The organism is Streptomyces sp. NPDC025833 (genome assembly GCF_055558055.1).
This window is the reverse complement of record NZ_JBVHNF010000001.1, coordinates 67,747-84,847: the sequence shown is the minus strand read 5'-3', so window position 1 is coordinate 84,847 and position 17,101 is coordinate 67,747. Positions and strand designations below refer to the sequence as shown.

General features: G+C 75.8%; 14 protein-coding genes and 2 pseudogenes. 7 read left to right on the top strand and 9 right to left on the bottom strand.

Features of this window, described 5'->3' with window-relative positions:
* The first annotated feature begins 12 nt into the window (after window positions 1-12).
* Window positions 13-2,238 carry a catalase/peroxidase HPI gene (gene katG, locus ACZ4K2_RS00410; RefSeq protein WP_467477618.1) on the top strand — a complete coding sequence of 742 codons (2,226 nt, stop codon included), beginning with the start codon at window positions 13-15 and terminating at the stop codon, window positions 2,236-2,238.
* Between the two features lie 106 nt (window positions 2,239-2,344).
* Here katG and ACZ4K2_RS00405 read toward each other — a convergent pair whose 3' ends face one another.
* A complete protein-coding gene (locus ACZ4K2_RS00405; RefSeq protein ID WP_467477616.1) occupies window positions 2,345-2,908 on the bottom strand; it encodes a GlcG/HbpS family heme-binding protein in 564 nt (187 codons plus the stop codon).
* A 240-nt stretch (window positions 2,909-3,148) separates the two neighbouring features.
* Between ACZ4K2_RS00405 and ACZ4K2_RS00400 the strand changes: the two are divergent.
* From ACZ4K2_RS00400 to ACZ4K2_RS00390, 3 genes and pseudogenes are all read left to right on the top strand, one after another.
* Window positions 3,149-4,186 (top strand): annotated as a pseudogene (locus ACZ4K2_RS00400) (sensor histidine kinase); the annotation flags it as partial.
* Window positions 4,187-5,071: 885 nt separating this feature from the next.
* Window positions 5,072-5,194, top strand: a pseudogene (locus tag ACZ4K2_RS00395) (ATP-binding protein); the annotation flags it as partial.
* A complete protein-coding gene (locus tag ACZ4K2_RS00390) occupies window positions 5,191-5,844 on the top strand; it encodes a response regulator (RefSeq protein ID WP_467477613.1) in 654 nt (217 codons plus the stop codon). The pseudogene ACZ4K2_RS00395 and the gene ACZ4K2_RS00390, both read left to right, overlap by 4 nt.
* A 17-nt stretch (window positions 5,845-5,861) precedes the next feature.
* Here the strand turns inward: ACZ4K2_RS00390 and ACZ4K2_RS00385 are convergent, their stop codons facing one another.
* A complete protein-coding gene (locus ACZ4K2_RS00385; protein ID WP_467477610.1) occupies window positions 5,862-6,797 on the bottom strand; it encodes a serine hydrolase in 936 nt (311 codons plus the stop codon).
* Window positions 6,794-7,771: a LysR family transcriptional regulator gene (locus tag ACZ4K2_RS00380; RefSeq protein WP_467477607.1), complete on the bottom strand. Its 978-nt coding sequence runs from the start codon at window positions 7,769-7,771 to the stop codon at window positions 6,794-6,796. The genes ACZ4K2_RS00385 and ACZ4K2_RS00380 overlap by 4 nt, the downstream gene beginning before the upstream one ends.
* Window positions 7,772-7,897: 126 nt before the next feature.
* Between ACZ4K2_RS00380 and bla the strand changes: the two genes are divergently transcribed.
* On the top strand, window positions 7,898-8,827 hold the full coding sequence (gene bla / locus ACZ4K2_RS00375) for a class A beta-lactamase (RefSeq protein ID WP_467477604.1): 930 nt from the start codon (window positions 7,898-7,900) through the stop codon (window positions 8,825-8,827).
* A 6-nt stretch (window positions 8,828-8,833) separates the two neighbouring features.
* Here the strand turns inward: bla and ACZ4K2_RS00370 are convergent, their stop codons facing one another.
* Entirely contained in the window at window positions 8,834-9,562 is a 729-nt protein-coding gene (locus tag ACZ4K2_RS00370; protein ID WP_467477601.1) for a hypothetical protein, read from the bottom strand.
* Between the two features lie 79 nt (window positions 9,563-9,641).
* Window positions 9,642-10,040 (bottom strand): VOC family protein, encoded by a 399-nt coding sequence (locus tag ACZ4K2_RS00365; protein ID WP_467477598.1) that lies wholly within the window; start codon window positions 10,038-10,040, stop codon window positions 9,642-9,644.
* A gap of 300 nt (window positions 10,041-10,340) precedes the next feature.
* On the opposite strand from ACZ4K2_RS00365, the gene ACZ4K2_RS00360 reads away from it, so the two are divergent.
* Both ACZ4K2_RS00360 and ACZ4K2_RS00355 read left to right on the top strand, forming a co-directional pair.
* Complete coding sequence (locus tag ACZ4K2_RS00360; RefSeq protein WP_467477595.1) at window positions 10,341-10,523, top strand: hypothetical protein; 183 nt, start codon at window positions 10,341-10,343, stop codon at window positions 10,521-10,523.
* Between the two features lie 79 nt (window positions 10,524-10,602).
* Window positions 10,603-11,493 carry an SDR family oxidoreductase gene (locus ACZ4K2_RS00355; protein WP_467477592.1) on the top strand — a complete coding sequence of 297 codons (891 nt, stop codon included), beginning with the start codon at window positions 10,603-10,605 and terminating at the stop codon, window positions 11,491-11,493.
* Window positions 11,494-11,517: 24 nt separating this feature from the next.
* Here ACZ4K2_RS00355 and ACZ4K2_RS00350 read toward each other — a convergent pair whose 3' ends face one another.
* The 4 genes from ACZ4K2_RS00350 to ACZ4K2_RS00335 all read right to left on the bottom strand — a co-directional run bounded on the left by ACZ4K2_RS00350 (window position 11,518) and on the right by ACZ4K2_RS00335 (window position 17,081).
* Window positions 11,518-12,567, bottom strand: coding sequence for a phosphotransferase (locus tag ACZ4K2_RS00350; protein ID WP_467477589.1), 1,050 nt, complete (start codon window positions 12,565-12,567; stop codon window positions 11,518-11,520).
* Window positions 12,568-12,647: 80 nt separating this feature from the next.
* Entirely contained in the window at window positions 12,648-14,465 is a 1,818-nt protein-coding gene (locus tag ACZ4K2_RS00345; protein WP_467477586.1) for a phospholipase C, read from the bottom strand.
* A gap of 175 nt (window positions 14,466-14,640) precedes the next feature.
* Window positions 14,641-15,864 carry an iron uptake transporter deferrochelatase/peroxidase subunit gene (efeB, locus tag ACZ4K2_RS00340; RefSeq protein WP_467477583.1) on the bottom strand — a complete coding sequence of 408 codons (1,224 nt, stop codon included), beginning with the start codon at window positions 15,862-15,864 and terminating at the stop codon, window positions 14,641-14,643.
* Window positions 15,861-17,081: an imelysin family protein gene (locus ACZ4K2_RS00335; RefSeq protein WP_467477581.1), complete on the bottom strand. Its 1,221-nt coding sequence runs from the start codon at window positions 17,079-17,081 to the stop codon at window positions 15,861-15,863. The genes efeB and ACZ4K2_RS00335 overlap by 4 nt, the downstream gene beginning before the upstream one ends.
* Window positions 17,082-17,101 lie beyond the last annotated feature (20 nt).

Sequence of the window (17,101 nt, the reverse complement as noted above, 5' to 3'; positions counted from 1 at the left end):
GGAAGGATTGCCATGACTGAGAACCACGACGCGATCGTCACAGACGCGAAGGCGGACGAGGGGAGCGGCGGCTGCCCCGTCGCGCACGACCGGGCCCTGCACCCGACCCAGGGCGGCGGCAACCGCCAGTGGTGGCCGGAGCGGCTCAACCTGAAGATCCTTGCCAAGAACCCGGCCGTGGCGAACCCCCTCGGCGAGGACTTCGACTACGCGGCGGCCTTCCAGGCCCTCGACCTCGCCGCCGTGAAGCGGGACATCGCCGAGGTGCTGACCACCTCGCAGGACTGGTGGCCCGCCGACTTCGGCCACTACGGCCCCCTGATGATCCGCATGGCGTGGCACAGCGCGGGCACCTACCGCATCAGCGACGGCCGCGGCGGCGCCGGCGCCGGACAGCAGCGCTTCGCCCCGCTGAACAGCTGGCCGGACAACGTCAACCTCGACAAGGCCCGCCGTCTGCTGTGGCCGGTCAAGAAGAAGTACGGCCAGAGCCTCTCCTGGGCCGACCTCCTCGTCCTCACCGGCAACGTCGCCCTGGAGACGATGGGCTTCGAGACCTTCGGCTTCGCCGGTGGCCGCGCGGACGTCTGGGAGGCGGAGGAGGACGTCTACTGGGGTCCCGAGACCACCTGGCTGGACGACAAGCGCTACACCGGCGACCGTGAGCTGGAGAACCCGCTCGGCGCCGTCCAGATGGGCCTGATCTACGTCAACCCCGAGGGCCCGAACGGCAACCCGGACCCGGTCGCCGCGGCCCGCGACATCCGCGAGACGTTCCGCCGCATGGCGATGAACGACGAGGAGACCGTCGCCCTCATCGCCGGCGGCCACACCTTCGGCAAGACCCACGGCGCGGGCCCGGCGGACCACGTCGGCGACGACCCCGAGGCCGCCTCGCTGGAGGACCAGGGCCTGGGCTGGCGGAGCACCTACCGCACCGGCAAGGGCGGGGACGCCATCACCTCCGGCCTGGAGGTCACCTGGACCAGCACGCCGACCCGGTGGGGCAACGGGTTCTTCAAGAACCTCTTCGAGTACGAGTACGAGCTGACCCAGAGCCCGGCCGGCGCCCACCAGTGGGTGGCCAAGGACGCCCCGGAGATCATCCCCGACGCGCACGACCCGGCGAAGAAGCACCGCCCGACGATGCTCACCACCGACCTGGCGCTGCGCTTCGACCCGGTCTACGAGCAGATCTCCCGCCGGTTCCACGAGAACCCGGAGGAGTTCGCGGACGCCTTCGCCCGCGCCTGGTACAAGCTCACCCACCGCGACATGGGCCCGAAGTCGCTCTACCTCGGCCCGGAGGTCCCCGCCGAGACGCTGCTGTGGCAGGACCCGCTGCCGGAGCCCGAGGGCGAGCCGATCGACGAGAACGACATCGAGACCCTGAAGGCCAAGCTGCTCGACTCGGGCCTCAGCGTGACCCAGCTGGTCACCACCGCCTGGGCGTCCGCGTCCACCTTCCGCGGCAGCGACAAGCGCGGCGGTGCCAACGGCGGCCGCATCCGGCTGGCCCCGCAGCGCGGCTGGGAGGTCAACGAGCCCGACGAGCTGGCCCAGGTGCTGCGCGTGCTGGAGGGCGTCCAGCAGGAGTTCAACGCCTCCTCGGGCGCCAAGAAGGTCTCCGTCGCCGACCTCGTCGTCCTCGGCGGCGCCGCCGCCGTGGAGAAGGCCGCCAAGGAGGGCGGCTTCCAGGTCACGGTCCCCTTCACCCCGGGCCGCGTGGACGCCACCGAGGAGCACACCGACGCCGAGTCCTTCGAGGCGCTGGAGCCGACCGCCGACGGCTTCCGCAACTACACCGGCAAGGGCAACCGCCTGCCGGCCGAGTTCCTGCTGCTCGACCGGGCCAACCTGCTCGGCCTCAGCGCACCCGAGATGACCGTCCTCGTCGGCGGTCTGCGCGTCCTCGGCGCCACCTACCAGCAGTCGCAGCTCGGCGTCTTGACCAAGACGCCCGGCGTCCTCACCAACGACTTCTTCGTGAACCTGCTCGACCTGGGCACCACGTGGAAGTCGACCTCCGAGGACCAGACCACGTTCGAGGGCCGCGACGCGGACACCGGCGAGGTGAAGTGGGCCGGCAGCCGTGCCGACCTCGTCTTCGGCTCCAACTCCGAGCTGCGCGCGCTGGCCGAGGTCTACGCGAGCGACGACGCGAAGGAGAAGTTCGTCAAGGACTTCGTCGCCGCGTGGCACAAGGTCATGGACGCGGACCGCTTCGACGTCGCGTGACCCGCGCCGCCTGACCGGTGATCCGGTCAGGCGGACCGGGCGTCCGGTTCCGTCCCCGCCGGGGAGGGAACCGGACGCTCCGCCGTCCGGGTACGCGGGCCCGGCGTCAGTGGCCGAGCACCGCCGCGCCCGCACGGGCGTACCGCTCGTCCAGGTCGCCCGAGGGCGCGCCCGCGACGCCGATGCCCGCGACCGGGGCGCCCTTGGCGGTCACCGGCGTGCCGCCGGCCAGGAACAGGGTGCCCGGGATGTCCTTCAGGGTCGGCGCCTGGGCCAGCCGCCCGGCCAGCTCCGAGGTGGGGGCGTTCCAGGAGACCGCGGTGTACGCCTTGCGCTCGGCGGACTCGTACGACTGGGGGCCCGCACCGTCCCCGCGCAGGACGACCAGGGTGTTGCCGTTGCGGTCGACGACCGCCACGGACACCTGCCGGCCGTCCTTCTCGGCGGCCGTGATCGCGGCGCGCGCCGCCTTCGTGGCGGCGTCCAGGGTGAGGTGCGTGCTCTGGGTCAGCTCGCCGCCGCGGACCGCCACGGGGGCGGCGGGGGCGGCGCCCGTGGAGTCGGCGGCGTTGGCGGCGACCGTGCCGACGACACCGGCACCGACGACGGCCAGGGCGGCACCGCCCACGAGGACACGGGTGCGGGCGGACTGCTTCTTGCGGCTGGACATGTGGGGACCTTCCAGTAGGACCGGGGCGGGGGCTGGGTCGCTCCCGATACCGATCCTCGGGCCCGGCACCGCCGCGTCCCGTCGCCGGACCGGTTGTCCCCCACGTCATCCGAACGGATGACCCCGCGACCACCGCGGCTGGGCACAATGGGAGGTGTTTGCCCAGTTCAGAGCGGAGTCCAGGAGGTGACGGCGGTGGCCGTACCCGAGCGCGCCGACACCCGCGCCCTCACGGTCGTCATGCACACGGCGTTCTTCGTGCTGCTGTCCGCGTCCGTCGTCCGCTACCTGGCCCGGCACGCCGAAGGACCGCACACCCCCTGGGTGACCGCCCTGTCCGCGCTGCTGGCCGTGCTCTACGTCCTCGGGGCCGTCCTCGGCACCCGGCCCACCCCGCGCCGGCTGGCCTGGCTCGGCCTGGTGGTGGCGGCCTGGGCGCTGCTCGTCGTCCTGGCCCCGTCCTTCGCGTGGTGCGCGGTGCCGCTGTTCTACACCGGCCTGCGCACGCTGCCGGCACGCGCCGCGATCCCGTTGGTGGCCCTGCTGACGGCGCTCGCGGTGGCCGCGCAGCTCGACCTCGCGGGCTGGCCCGACCCGAACGTGCTGCTGGCACCGCCGGCGGTGGCCGCCGTGGCGACGACCGTGTTCGTCGTCATGCAGCGCCAGGCGGCCCGGCAGGACGCCCTGATCGACGACCTTGTCCGCACCCGGCGCGATCTCGCCGCCACCGAGCGCCGCGAGGGCACCCTCGCCGAGCGCGAACGGCTCGCCCGCGAGATCCACGACACCCTCGCGCAGGGGCTGTCCAGCCAGCGCATGCTGCTCCAGGCGGCCGACCGCCTCTGGGACACCGCGCCCGGCACGGCCCGGCAGCACGTCCGCACGGCGGCGGCGATCGCCGAGCGCAGCCTCGCCGAGGCCCGCCGCTTCGTCCACGACCTGACCCCGGCCGACCTGGCCGAGGGCGGGGGGCTGCTGGCGGCCCTGCGCGCCGTCGCCGAGCGGGAGACGACCGGGACGCTGACCGTCCGCGTCCACGCCGAGGGCAGCCCGCCCGACACGCTGCCCGCCCCCGTCGAGTCGGCCCTGCTGCGGATCGCGCAGGGCGCCCTCGCCAACGTCCGCGAACACGCGGCGGCGACGACCGCCACACTCACGCTGACCTGCCTGGACGACCAGATCGTCCTGGACGTGACGGACGACGGCCACGGCTTCGCCCCCCACACCCCCGGCACGCCGGGACCGGCCCAGGTCTCCGGCACGCCGGGACCGGCCCTGGCCCTCGGCACGCCGGGACCGGCCCGCGACCCCGGTGCGCCGGGGCCCGCCCGTAACCCCGGCACGCAGGAGTCCGCCGCTCCCATGACCCCGGCTCCCGTTTCCGCCGGGCAGGCGCCTCCGGCCCCTGGCACGTCCGGCCCCGGGGCCGTCGCGCCCGCCGCGGCCGGTGCCGTCGCCTCCGGGGCGCGCGCCCCGGACACCGCCACGCGGGAGCCTTCCGCGTCCGGGGCCCCCGCGTCCGCGGCCGCCGGTTCGGGGGCGGCCAGGTCCGGGGCCGCGGCGCCCTCTGTCACCGGCCCTGCGTCCGCGGCCGCCGGTGCGGGGGTGTCCGGTGCGGAGGCGGCTGGGCTCGGGGCCTGGGGGCCCGGAGTCGTGCGGCCCGCCACTGTCGGCCCTGCGTGCGAAGCCACTGGTCCGGGGGCGGCCGGTTCGGAGGCCGCCGGGTCCGGGGCCGCGGCGCCCTCTGTCACCGGCCCTGCGTCCGGGGCCCCCGGTGCGGGGGTGTCCGGTGCGGAGGCGGCTGGGCTCGGGGCCTGGGCGCCCGGAGTCGTGCGGCCCGCCACTGTCGGCCCTGCGTGCGAAGCCACTGGTCCGGGGGCGGCCGGTTCGGAGGCCGGCAGGCCCGGGGCCGTGTCGCCCGCCAACGTCGGCCCCGCGTCCGCGGCCCCCGGTTCAGGGGAGCCCGGTTCGGAGGCCGCCGGGTCCGGGGCCGTGGCGCGCGCCGTCGTCGGCTCCGGGGCCGACGCCACGGCTGCCCGTGGCGGTGGGGCGGCGGGTGTCGGCGGGGCCGGGCGGGGGACCCTCACGTCTGCCGAGCCCGAGCCCGTGCCCGGGACGGGAGCCGCGGCCCGCGTCGGTGCCGGTTCCGCCGTCGGCGAGTCGCGTGGGTACGGTCTGCCCGCCATCCGCGCCCGGCTGCGGCAGCTGGGCGGCACTCTCACCATCGAGTCGGCGCCGGGCGAGGGCACGGCCCTGTCGGCCGCCATCCCCCTGGAGCCCCGATGACCCACCACCCCGAGACGGCCGCGCGGACGCCGGTGCGGATCCTCGTCTGCGACGACCACGCCGTCGTACGCGCCGGACTGCTGGCGCTGCTGCACAGCACGCCGGACATCGAGGTCGTCGGCGAGGCCGGCAGCGGTGAGGAGGCTCTCGCCCTGGCCCGCAGGACCGCTCCGGACGTCGTCCTGATGGACCTGCAACTGGGCGAGGGCATCGACGGCGTCGAGACCACCCGGCGGCTGCGCGCCGCGCCACCCGCCCCGCACGTCCTGGTCCTGACCACGTACGACACCGACGCCGACGTCACCCGCGCCATCGAGGCGGGCGCCACCGGCTACCTGCTGAAGGCCGAGCGCGCCGAGGACCTGTTCGCGGCGATCCACGCCGCAGCCCAGGGCCGCCCGGCGCTCTCACCCCCGGTCGCCGACCGGGTCATGTCCCGGCTGCGCAACCCGCGCCCCGCCCTCACCCCGCGGGAGCGGGACATCCTCGCGCACCTCTCCCGCGGCCTGTCCAACCACGCGATCGCCCGTGCCCTGTTCATCAGCGAGGCCACGGTGAAGACGCACCTGCGCCGCATCTACGACAAGCTCGGCGTCGACACCCGGGCGGGCGCGGTGGCGGTGGCGAAGGAGCAGCGCCTGCTGCCCTGACCGGGCCGCACCTCATCTCACCCCCGCAGCGCCTCGAACGCCTCCCGCCCCGCGGCCCCGATCGCCAGGTCCACGTCCGCGGCCAGCCCCGCGCGGCGGTTCGCCCGGGTCAGCGCGGCGATCGCCACCCGGTCCCCGGAATCGGCCTCGGCCACCCCGATCTCGTGCCGCAGGTGCAGGAACGTACCGGTCTTCCCGCTCCACCGCAGGGTGTCCGCGCGCAGCTCGCTCGCCAGGCGCTGGGTGAAGACCTGGAGCCCCATCAGCCGGCGCAGCTCCGCCGTCGCCGGGGGCCCGGCGATCCCGCCGCGCCACACCCGCTGCAGCAGGTCCACGAGTGCCGCGGCCGTACCCACGTTGCCGTGGGCCGGGTCCAGCGTCTCGATGGTGTGGCCGTCGGCCCGCTCGTCCCGCAGGGCCAGTTCCAGGGCGAGGGAGAAGTCGTTGCCGGCGGCCCCGGCCGCACACTCGTACAGGTGGTTCATCCCGTGCCGCACCCGGATCCCGTCACAGCCCCACGCCCGCAGCCGCGCGTCGACCTCCGCCACCGGCACCAGGCCGAGCAGCGCGTCCGCGGCGGCGTTGTCGCTCACCGACAGCATCAGCAGCAGCAGGTCGCCGACGGCCACGGTGGCCGGGTACCGGAACGCGGCGAGCCCGGTGGGACCGACGCTGCTCGTGCCCGGGTCCACCGTCACCGGGCGCGCCGGGTCGAGGGCCCCGGTCGCGATCCGGTCCAGCACCACCAGGGCGACCGGCACCTTCACCACCGATGCCAGCGGCGTCGGCTCCTCGACGTCGAAGCCGAGCTGCTCGCCGGTGTCGAGGTTGCGGGCCAGGAAGGAGCCGCGGACGCCGAGCGCGGCCCACTCCGCGGCGATGCCCTCGGCGACGTCCAGGAGGCCGCCGTGGTCACCGGTGTACACCGGGTGCCGCTCCGCCGCCGCGCTCATCCGCGCGCCGCCAGCCGTGCGGCGGCGTCCTCGTCCCGGGTGCCGGGACCGGGGGCTCCGCTCCGGCGGGACACGGCGCCCACGGCCGCCGCGAGCGGTGCGGCCAGCCAGTCCGGCACCTCCCGGGTGCCGTCCCGGTCCCGGGCGGCGCTCACGTCGTAGCCCCGGTGCAGTGCGGTGTCGGCCAGGGGTGTCCACCGCGCCCCGTGCTGCCGCGCGAACGGCTCGGAGCACAGCAGCAGGGCCCGCCCGGCCAGTGTCTCGGCGAGCGCGGTGGCCGCCGGGCCGGCCGCCCGGATCCGGCCCTCGGGCAGCCCGGCGCGCGCGGCCGCACGGGTCAACCTGTCCTCGAAGTACGGCACCCGGTCCTCGGCCAGGAGCAGCAGGGGAGGTGCCGGGGCGGCGCGGTCCGCCGCACGGCCGCGCCGTGGCCGCAGGTCCTCCAGGTGGACGGTGCGCCGCCGGGCCCGGTCGCCGGCGTCCGGCTCCGGTGCGGACGCCAGCCCCGACGGGGCCCGGAACGCGGCCCGTTCGGGAGCGGTGCGCACCAGCGCGTACCCGAGGGAGCCGTCGGCCAGCCCGGACTCCCGCTCCAGGGGCGGCAGTTCCCGCATGCCGAGGGTGATCCCGTGCTCGGTGCCGGCGCGGAGGGCCCGGGCCAGCGCGGCCGGGGCGCAGTCCGCGGGCACACCGACGGCGCGTACCCGGGACCGCCGGGCCGACCGGGCGGCCTGCCGCAGCCGCTGCGCCCGGTCGAGCACGTCCCGCGCGTACGGCAGCAGCAGCACGCCGAGTTCGGTGGTCGCGATCTGCCGCCGGGAGCGATCGAACAGCGGCCCGCCGAAGTGCTCCTCCAGGGTCTTGACGCGGCGGCTGAGCAGCGGCTGGGCGATGCCGAGCCGGTCGGCCGCGCGGGAGAAGCTCACCTCCTCGGCCGTCGCCACGTACGCCTCCAGGTGGGTGAGCATGTCCATCCCGCACATATATCAATTCGGCATGGGACGTACCAAGTTCCCTCTTGGACATGACCCGGTCCCGGCTGTTTCGCTGGGGGCGTCGAAGACCGGCCCAGACGGCACACGATCCGGGAGGACTCCACCATGACCAGCCACACCCGCCCCGCCCCGCTGCCGCGCCGCGGCCTGCTCCGGGCCGGCCTCGCGGTCACCGGCGCCGCCGTGACCGCGACGGCCCTCTCCGCGCCCGCGGCGGCCGCCCGCCCCGGCACCGGAGCGCGCGCCGCACGGGCCGAACTGGCCGAGCTGGAGCGGCGCTTCGACGCCCGGCTCGGCGTGTACGCGCGCAACGTCCGCACCGGGTGGACCCTGGCCCACAGAGCGGGGGAGCGGTTCGCGATGTGCTCGACGTTCAAGGCGTTCGCCGCGGCGGCGGTGCTGCGCGACGCGGCCGGCTGCGCGCCGCTGGACCGGGTGCTGCACTACCCGCCGCACGACAGCATGCCCAACTCGCAGCAGACGGACGCGCACCAGGCGACCGGCATGTCCGTCGCCGACGTGTGCGCGGCGGCGATCCGGTACAGCGACAACGCGGGCGGCAACCTGCTGCTCCGGGAGATCGGCGGCCCGGCCGGCCTCACCCGCTTCTTCCGCTCGCTCGGCGACGGGGTGAGCCGGCTCGACCGGTGGGAGCCGGAGCTGAACACCGCGGTCCCCGGCGACCCGCTCGACACCACGACCCCCGAGGCCGCCGCCACGAGCCTGGAGCGCCTCACCCTCGGCCGGGCCCTCGCCCCCGCCGACCGGGACCGGTTCGTCGGCTGGCTGAAGGGCAACACCACGAGCGCGGCGCGGTTCCGGGCCGGGCTGCCGCGGGACTGGGCCGTGGCGGACAAGACCGGCACGGGCTCGTACGCGACGGCCAACGACATCGGCGTCGCCTGGACGCCCGGCGGGACCCCGGTCGTGCTGGCCGTGCTGACCTCCAGGTCCACCGTGGACGCCGCGGTGGACGAGAGGCTGATCGAGGAGGCGGCGCGGCTCGCGGCGCGCGTCGTCGCCCCCGGTGAGTGAGCCGGCTCAGTCGAGCAGGTCGTCCGGGGAGACGGGGTGCGCCTCCAGGTCCGGCGCGGCCAGCAGCTCGGCGACCAGCTCCGCCGAGCCGGCGACGTAGGTGCTGACCAGGTCCGTGTCCCCGCCGAGGCACCAGGCGCGGTCCTGCGGCCACCACAGGTCGGGCAGCTCGGCGTACTCGTCCGGGAGGGTCGGGGAGACCGCGTCGGCCAGCCGGCCGGCCAGCAGGACCTCGTCCCGGTGCGGCGTCCGGAACCTGGGGAACCGGTCCCAGTCCAGGCGTCCGTAGCCCTCCCATAGCCCGAACCAGCACCGCTCCGGGGTCCGGGTGTGCCGCTCCAGCACGGGCAGCAGGGCCCGGGCGACGTCCGGCGGGGTCGGGCCCTCGGCGGCAGCCTCGTCCCACACGCCCGGCAGGCCGGCAGCGGAGCGCCCGGCGTAGAGGTCGTCCGCCCCGACCACCTCATGCCAGCGGGCGCCCGGCGTCACCCGTGTGCCGTGGGCGGCGGCCACGGCCGACCAGCGCACCGGCCGGTCGTCGAGCCGGGCCGGGTGCAGGATCCGGGCGTAGGCGGCGAAGCCGGGTGCCGTGATGCCCGCGACCGTGCCGAAGGCGGCCCGGCGCGGTCCGCGTCCGTCGGGCCAGCGGGTGGGGGAGAGGTCGTCGGCCTGCACCCGCAGCCGTCCGTACCACTCCGGGGCGGGATTCCGGCGGACCGGCTCGAAGTCGTCCATCCGGCCAGTGTGCCGTGCGTCCGCCGGGCCCTGCCGACCGGGCCGGGCCGGGACCGAGGCTCCGGCCCGGCCCGCTTCCTCAGGAGCCCGCGGGCTGCTCATGGCTGCCGTACGGGCGGGTGATGATCTCCATGCCGTGTCCGGCCGGATCCATGAAGTACAGGCCACGCCCGCCGTGGTGGTTGATCTCGCCCGGCTGCCTGCGGTGCGGGTCGGCCCAGTAGGTGAGGCCGGCCTGCCGGATGCGGGCGAAGGACGCGTCGAACTCCTCGTCGGAGACGAGGAACGCGTAGTGCTGCGTGACGATCGACTCCGCCGGGATCGTGGCGAAGTCCAGGGTCACCCCGTTGCCCGTGGCGACGGGGACGAACGGGCCCCATTCGGGACCGGCCTCCAGCCCGAGGATGTTCGCCAGGAACTCGGCGGACTCCCGGTTGTCCCGGGCGTGGACGATGGTGTGGTTGAACTCGACCGACATGGGTGGAATGCCTCCGAGGGCAGTCTCACGGGCGCCTCCATGCCTCACCCGGCCGGTGACCGGCACGCGACGCCGTACGGTCAGCCTACCGCCCGGACACCCGGCCGGCGACGTGTGCCGCGTCCCCCCGGCCGCCGCCAACACCACTCGCATACAGGCGAGTTCACCTGCAGGAAGGCACTCCCGGGAGCCGACGCGGCACGAGTTTCCCAGTACCGCCAGTAACATGATCACCTATCCCGGGTTACCCGTCAGTCAACTTGGCGCGCCGAGCCGACGCGCCCAGCCCGGAGAAAGTCCATGTCTACTGTCGACGACGCGCTGGACGAAGCGCGTTCCACCTACGAGCGGCACCTGCGGACGTGCCGCCAGTGCCACGCCGACGCCGCGCCCTGCGCCGTCGCGAAGCACCTCCTGCGCCTCTACAACCTCGCCCGCCGGGACCGGATGCGCGCCGCGGGACCGCACGCTCCCACGGCCTGACCGGCGCGAACGCTTTTCGACCGGCGCGAGGAGGGAACCCGGCCGCCTGACCCGTCCCCCCGAGACACAGGAGGCCCCCGTGACGGACCAGCACGGTGACCGGCCCGACCCGGTCACCCGGCACGCCCGCCCCGACTTCCCCTCCCAGGACCAGCCGCACCCGGGCTGGACCGGACCGATGGACCCGCCGCCCGACCACGGCGAGGAGTCCTACCGCGGAGCCGGCCGGCTCGACGGCCACAAGACCGTGATCACGGGCGGGGACTCCGGCATCGGACGGGCGGTGGCGCTCGCCTTCGCCCGGGAGGGTGCCGACGTCCTCTTCACCCACCTCGACGCGGAGGAGGAGGACGCCCGGGAGACCGCCCGGCTGGTGGAGGAGGCGGGACGCCGGGCGGTCGCCGTGTCCTGCGACATCCGCGACGAGGACGAGTGCCGGTCGCTGATCGGACGCGCGGTCGCCGAGTTCGGCCGGATCGACGTCCTCGTCAACAACGCCGCCTACCAGATGTCCCAGCCGGACGGCATCGAGGCGATCAGCACCGAGCAGTTCGACCGGGTGCTGCGGACGAACCTGTACGGGATGTTCTGGCTGACCAAGTTCGCGCTGCCGCACATCCCCGCCGGCGGCTGCGTCCTCAACACCACGTCGGTGCAGGCCTACCAGCCGAGCCCGCACCTGCTGGACTACGCCATGACCAAGGGCGCGATCGTCACCTTCACGCAGGGGCTGGCCCAGATGCTCGCCGAGCGCGGCATCCGGGTCAACGCGGTCGCACCGGGCCCCGTGTGGACGCCCCTCATCCCCGCGACGCTGCCCGACACGGCGGAGTTCGGCAAGCAGAGCCCGCTCGGCCGCCCGGCCCAGCCCGCCGAACTGGCCCCCGCCTACGTCTACCTGGCCTCCGCGCAGGCGGGCTACATCACCGGGGAGATCCTCAACGCGACCGGCGGCACCCCGCTGCCCTGACCGCCGCTCCCGGGCGGTGGGCGGTCAGCCGGCCCGGAACGGCGGCTCGGCCAGGAGCGCCAGCAGCCACCGCGCGCTCTCCCCGGCCCCCGGCCCGGCGCCGGAGGCGCCCGGGAACGTCCGGCCCCAGGCGGCGGCCCGGCTCAGCACGCTCAGCCGCCAGGCGAGCGCCGCCGCGCGCCGCAGTTCCGCCGCCGTGCGGCCGCCGCCCGTCCACGGCTCCAGATACGCGTCGAGCAGCCGGGGCAGCACCCGCGGACCGTGCCGGTCGACGGCCCGCTCGGCGGTGACGCGCAGGCTGCAGAACGGATGGGAGACCGCGGCGTCACCCCAGTCGAAGAAGGTGAACCGGCCCGCCGCCGGCCGGAAGAGCTGGCCGTCGTGCAGATCGGCGTGGTCGAGGGTGTCCGGGACGCCGAGCGAGGCCAGCTCGGCACACCAGTCCGCGAGCCGGGGCCGCAGCGCCGTGAGCCGGGCGCGCTCGCCGGGACGCAGCGCCGTGCTCCCGGCGAGCAGTTCGTCGAAGAACACGGGCAGCCCGGGGGTGCGGGCGGCCGGCACACCCAGCCGTTCGATCTCCTCCGTGTGCGCCACCAGGGCGGCCTGCACGCGTGCGTACTGGCACAGCAGGGCCTCCCACTCCCGCGGTTCCCCCTCCCCGCGGTCGAGCACGGTACGGAACAGCTCGCCCCCGTCGGGATACAGCGCCCAGCCGCGCCCCGCGTCGACGGCCAGCGGAGACAGCACGTGCTCCGGCACCCAGCGGGCCAGGGCGGCGGTCAGCGGTCCCTCGAAGGCACTGGCCGGCGGGTTCGCCTTGAACCAGACGGCCGGCCCGCCCGCCACGGGGACCCGGACCAGCACGGACCAGGGCCGCAGCCGCACCCGCGGCGGGCCCGCCGCGCGCAGGCCGTGCGCGGCGAGCCGCCCGTCCACCCAGCCGAGCGCCGCCGCCCGCCAGGACTCCCGCTCCCACGGTGTCACCGCGTCCGGGTAACCGCCCCGGTCCACGCTCACCTCCGTGCCCACCTCCGCGCTCACCGCACCCGCCGCCACCGCGCCCACGTCTTCCATCTCCCCATCCCAGCATCGCGCCCGGGGCCCCGGCCAGCGGATTTCCCGCGCCCGGCGCCCCCGACGGGCGCCGGGCGGGATCAGGCGGTGCGCTGCCCGCGCCGCACGGCGAGGTACGCGCCGGCCGCGCCGCACGCGAGCAGCGCGCCCGCGCCGAGGCCGACCGGGAGCGCCGGGAACCGGGACGGGCGGGTGGTGGCCGCCACGGTCCGCATGCCGGGCCCCGGGGTGATGCGGGTGGCCACGGCGGCGACGGGCCGGATCGGCCCGACGGACCGGACGGAGCCGTTCGCGTTCAGCAGCACCCGCCGGTTGTTCGGGTGCTTGAAGTCGAACAGGCCGGTGAGCGGGCCGGCCGTGGCGTCGAAGGAGTGGTCGCCGACGCGGCCGGTGTGCCAGTTGTCCTCGATGAACCGGGTGACGGACGCCTGCGTCGTCAGCGTGTGGTCGACCTTGTTGACCTTGCTGTACGGCGAGATGACCAGCAGCGGCTGCCGGGTGCCGGGGCCGCACCGGTCGGCGTAGCCCCCGGCCGGGCTCGGGCCCCTCCGGCAGGCCGGGCTGTCGGTGGCCCTGCCGCCCGGACCCGGCGAGGTGTCCGCGGAGCCGTTGCGCGGGGCGACGTACGCGTGGTCGTACCAGCCGTCGGAGTCGTCGTACGCGACCACGATCGCCGTGGACCGCCACTGCGGCGCACTCTGGATCGCGTTGATCTGCTTCACCAGGAAGTGCTGCTCGTCCAGCGGGTCGGAGTACCCGGCGTGGCCGTCCTGGTACTCGGCCGCCTTCACGAAGCTGACGGCCGGGAGCCGGCCCGCCCTGAGCGCGGCCGAGAAGTCGCTCAGGTCGTAGTTGTGGTTGGCCGGTCCGGGGCGGCCGATCTCCGCGACGCTCTTCGGCGGCAGGTGGTGCGGGTTGGCCGTCGACTTGTAGTAGGAGAACGGGTTGTGGTGCGGGCTGTAGTCGACGACGGCCCTCCCGCCCACGTTGGTGTGGGCCGTGCGGCACTTCGCGTACGATCCGGCCCTGCCGTTCCAGGCGGTCGACGGCCGGAAACCGCCCTGGAACCAGCCCCAGGTCACCTTCCCGGCGTTCAGCAGGTCACCGATGTTCCGGCCGCGCATGGCCGCCAGCGCGTTGCGGCTCGTGTGGTCCTTGTCCGAGCAGTCGTCGAAGGCGGGGTCCGGGTCGTTGATCATCGTGCCGACGCCCCTGGCGTCGGGGGACTTCACCGCGAACGGGTCCGGGACGCGCGTCTGCCTGCCGGTGGCGGGGTCCACGGAGATGACGCCGTGCGTGTTGCCGGAGACCAGGTTGATCGCCCCGGGCGTGGAGGGGCCGTAGGTGGAACCGAAGGACCGGTCGGACAGGGCGTAGTGCTGGGCGTAGTTCCACAGCGCGGTGACCGTGTTGCCGTCGTAGTAGTCCATCACCAGGCCCGGCTCGCCGAACAGGCCCCCGCTGCACTTGCCGACCTCGGTGTTCTGCACGTACCGGTCGGCCCTGCCGCCGTTGGCCGCGTACTGCTCGGCGCCGTACGAATGGTTCTGGTCGCAGGTCAGCGCCTGTGCCGGGGAGAGCCGCCGGGGCGCGTACTGGTTCGGGTTCCGCTTCAGCAGCCCGGCGTGGGCGAGGGTGTCGATGTCCTTCGGGGTGTTCGCGGCCGCGGTGAACCTGGTGCCGTCGGTGTTGGCGGCCTTCGGGTAGGTCGCGAAGTAGTGGTCGAAGGAGTTGTTCTCGTCGAAGATGACGACGACGTGCTGGATCGGCGTCGCGGTCGCCCGGGCCGCGGGCGCCGCCGCCCGGCCCGGCGCGGTGCCGCCGCCCACCGTGAGCGCGACGGCCCCGGCGAGCGCCGCGAGCCCCCGCGCCGCTGCTCCTCTTCCCCTGCTGACCATGCTGGCTGAACCTCCGGACGGGAACGCCGGTGCGTGCCGCGGGCACGGCCGCCGCGCCCGGCGCGGACCGCGGCGGCACAGCCATGGTCGCGCACGGACGAAGGCGCGGTCAGGGGTGTCCGCGCCACTCTTGACGATGTGTTGACCCGCCCCCCCCGCGGCCCGCCCGGGCGGGTCAGCCCAGCAGGGCGCGCCCGTACCAGTCGGCGGCGTCCCGGACGCCGGGCAGCGTGAAGAAGTAGCCGCCGCCGAACGGGACGACGTAGTCCGTCAGCGGTTCGCCCGCCAGACGGCGCTGCACGGTCTCGAACTGCCGGACCGGGTCCCGCTGGTAGCAGCAGAACAGCAGGCCCATGTCGAGGTTGCCGTTGCCGTCCATGCCCCGGTCGTAGTTGTAGGCGCGGCGCAGCAGCCGCTGCCCGGCGGTCGCGCCGGTGCGCGGGTTCGCACGCCGGATGTGCGCGTCCAGCGGGATGACGTCGCCCTTGGGATCGTCGGCGTACCGCGGCGCGTCGTCCTCGTGGTCGCCGTCCAGCGGGGCGCCGGAGGCACGGGCGCGGCCCACCATCCGCTCCTGTTCGGCCAGCGCGACCCGGTCCCAGAACTCCACCAGCATCCGGATCAGCCGGACCACCTGGTAGGTGCCGCCGGCCGCCCACTCCGGCTCACCCGCGCCGCGGCCCACCCACACCAGGCGGTCCATCTCCGCGGTGTCCGCGGTGTCCGGGTTGGCGGTGCCGTCCTTGAAGCCCATCAGGTTGCGGGGCGTGCCGGACGGCCGGGGCGGGCTGGTGAAGCCGTCCAGCCGCCAGCGGATCTGGAGGCCGCCGCGGGTGTGCCGGGCGATGTCCCGCAGGGCGTGCAGGGCGGTGTCCGGGTCGTCGGCGTGCAGCTGGAGGCTGAGGTCGCCGTGGCACCAGTCGTCCCGCAGGTCGTCGTCCGGGAAGGCGGGCATGGCGGTCAGCCGGCGGGGCGCCCGTGCGGCGAGCCCGAACCGGTCGTCGAAGAGGGAGGCGCCGACGCCGACGGTCACCGCCAGCCGCCCGGCCGGCAGCCGGTCGCCGAGCACCCCGGAGTCGGCGGGCGGGCCGGTGACGCCCACCGGGTCCGGGACACCGCCGGAGGTCAGGAAGCGGGCCCGGTCGGTGAGGGTGCGCAGCAGGTCGGTGAGTTCGGCGCGGCCCGCGGCGGTCACGTCGAGGGCGGCGAGGACGCAGGTACGGCGCGGGGCCGCGAAGGCGGAGGCCTGGCGCACCCCGTGGAAGGGGGCGACGGGGGGCGTGGCCGGTCCCGTGGTGCCGGGCGCGGCGGCGCTCGTGGTGAGCCCGGCACCGGCGAGGGCGGCACCGCGCAGGAAACGGCGCCGGCCCAGGCCGCCGGACGGTCCGGTGCCGTTCACCCGGCCCTCCGCGGGTCGCACAGGGTCGCCACCGACGCGAGCCGCTCCACCAGGTCGCCGAAGACCGCGTTCACCCGCTCCCGCCGGGCCCGGCCCAGTGCCGCCGGCGGGATCCAGCGCCCGCCCCGCCGCAAGCCGTCCAGCAGGTGCCGTGCGCGCCGCAGGTCCCGGTCGAGGCCGGCCGCGTCCGGGTACCGGCCGGCCAGCAGCGGGCGCAGCCGGGACAGCACCTCGCGGGTGCCGTCCAGGTTGGCCCGGGCGGTGGCGAGGCCGCTGCCGCTGCCGAAGTCGGTCCGGCCGGTCAGCTCGAACTGCACGGTGTCCTCCAGGATCTCGTGGGCGCGCAGCCCGAGCTGGGCGGGGTCCATCCGGGCCTGCGCCCAGTCGTCCCGCAGCCCGGTCACCGCCCGCGCCAGGGCGGCCGCGGGGGCGCGCAGCCGGGCGGCCGGTTCGCCGTGCCACAGGCCGTACTCGACGCGGTGGAACCCGGCGAAGTCCTCGTCGCGCACCCCGCCGGGCAGGCCCGCGTCCGTGCCGTTGATCCGCGCGTCCGCGGCCCCGAAGGCGCCGTACGCCGCTCCCAGCCGCTCGTACCGCAGGTGGGCGGGGAGCCAGGCCGACCGGGCGGCGGCGAGGTCGCCGCCGTCGATCGCCGCCCGGAGCCGGGAGGTGAGCCGTACGACGTCGTCCAGTCCGCCGCCGACCCACTTCTGGTAGGCGAGGGCGGGCGGGATCAGGTCGTGCAGGGTGACCGGGGCTGCGCCGGGGCCGCGCCGGCCGCCGGTGACGCGCACCCGGGGCCCGGTGACGGCGTCCGCGTCGTCGGGCACGCAGGCGAAGGCGTAGGTGCCGGTGCCCAGCCGCACGGTCAGCGGCCGGGTCGTCCCCGGGCCGAGGCCCTCCACCTCGCCGTACACCTTCCCGGTGTCGGGGTCCGTGAGGTAGACCTCGGCGGCGGTGCCGGAGGTGTTGTGCAGGTGGAACGTCCGCAGGCCGGGTTCCGGCCGGGTCCAGCCGCGGCCGCAGCGGCTCGGGGACACCTCGACGGTGGTGTGCCGCGGGCCGCCGCCGGTGGTGCGGCCGGTCCGGCCGGCTCCCGTCAGCACGGCCGCCAGGACGCCGGCCAGGGCCAGGGCGGCCAGGCCGGCGAGGGCGATCCGCCGCGCGGCGGCCGCCCGGGCACGGGGCGGCCGCCTGCCGGGGCGGGGCAACGGCATGACGGGCCTCCCGGACGTCC

What these genes read in the sequence shown, in the direction of transcription:
- ACZ4K2_RS00380 (WP_467477607.1), bottom strand. Translation starts at nt 7,771, where the DNA reads ATGGACATGCTCACCCACCTGGAGGCGTACGTGGCGACGGCCGAGGAG.
- ACZ4K2_RS00360 (WP_467477595.1), top strand. Translation starts at nt 10,341, where the DNA reads ATGTCTACTGTCGACGACGCGCTGGACGAAGCGCGTTCCACCTACGAG.
- ACZ4K2_RS00345 (WP_467477586.1), bottom strand. Translation starts at nt 14,465, where the DNA reads ATGGTCAGCAGGGGAAGAGGAGCAGCGGCGCGGGGGCTCGCGGCGCTC.
- ACZ4K2_RS00405 (WP_467477616.1), bottom strand. Translation starts at nt 2,908, where the DNA reads ATGTCCAGCCGCAAGAAGCAGTCCGCCCGCACCCGTGTCCTCGTGGGC.
- ACZ4K2_RS00335 (WP_467477581.1), bottom strand. Translation starts at nt 17,081, where the DNA reads ATGCCGTTGCCCCGCCCCGGCAGGCGGCCGCCCCGTGCCCGGGCGGCC.
- ACZ4K2_RS00385 (WP_467477610.1), bottom strand. Translation starts at nt 6,797, where the DNA reads ATGAGCGCGGCGGCGGAGCGGCACCCGGTGTACACCGGTGACCACGGC.
- ACZ4K2_RS00370 (WP_467477601.1), bottom strand. Translation starts at nt 9,562, where the DNA reads ATGGACGACTTCGAGCCGGTCCGCCGGAATCCCGCCCCGGAGTGGTAC.
- bla (WP_467477604.1), top strand. Translation starts at nt 7,898, where the DNA reads ATGACCAGCCACACCCGCCCCGCCCCGCTGCCGCGCCGCGGCCTGCTC.
- katG (WP_467477618.1), top strand. Translation starts at nt 13, where the DNA reads ATGACTGAGAACCACGACGCGATCGTCACAGACGCGAAGGCGGACGAG.
- ACZ4K2_RS00390 (WP_467477613.1), top strand. Translation starts at nt 5,191, where the DNA reads ATGACCCACCACCCCGAGACGGCCGCGCGGACGCCGGTGCGGATCCTC.
- ACZ4K2_RS00365 (WP_467477598.1), bottom strand. Translation starts at nt 10,040, where the DNA reads ATGTCGGTCGAGTTCAACCACACCATCGTCCACGCCCGGGACAACCGG.
- ACZ4K2_RS00350 (WP_467477589.1), bottom strand. Translation starts at nt 12,567, where the DNA reads ATGGAAGACGTGGGCGCGGTGGCGGCGGGTGCGGTGAGCGCGGAGGTG.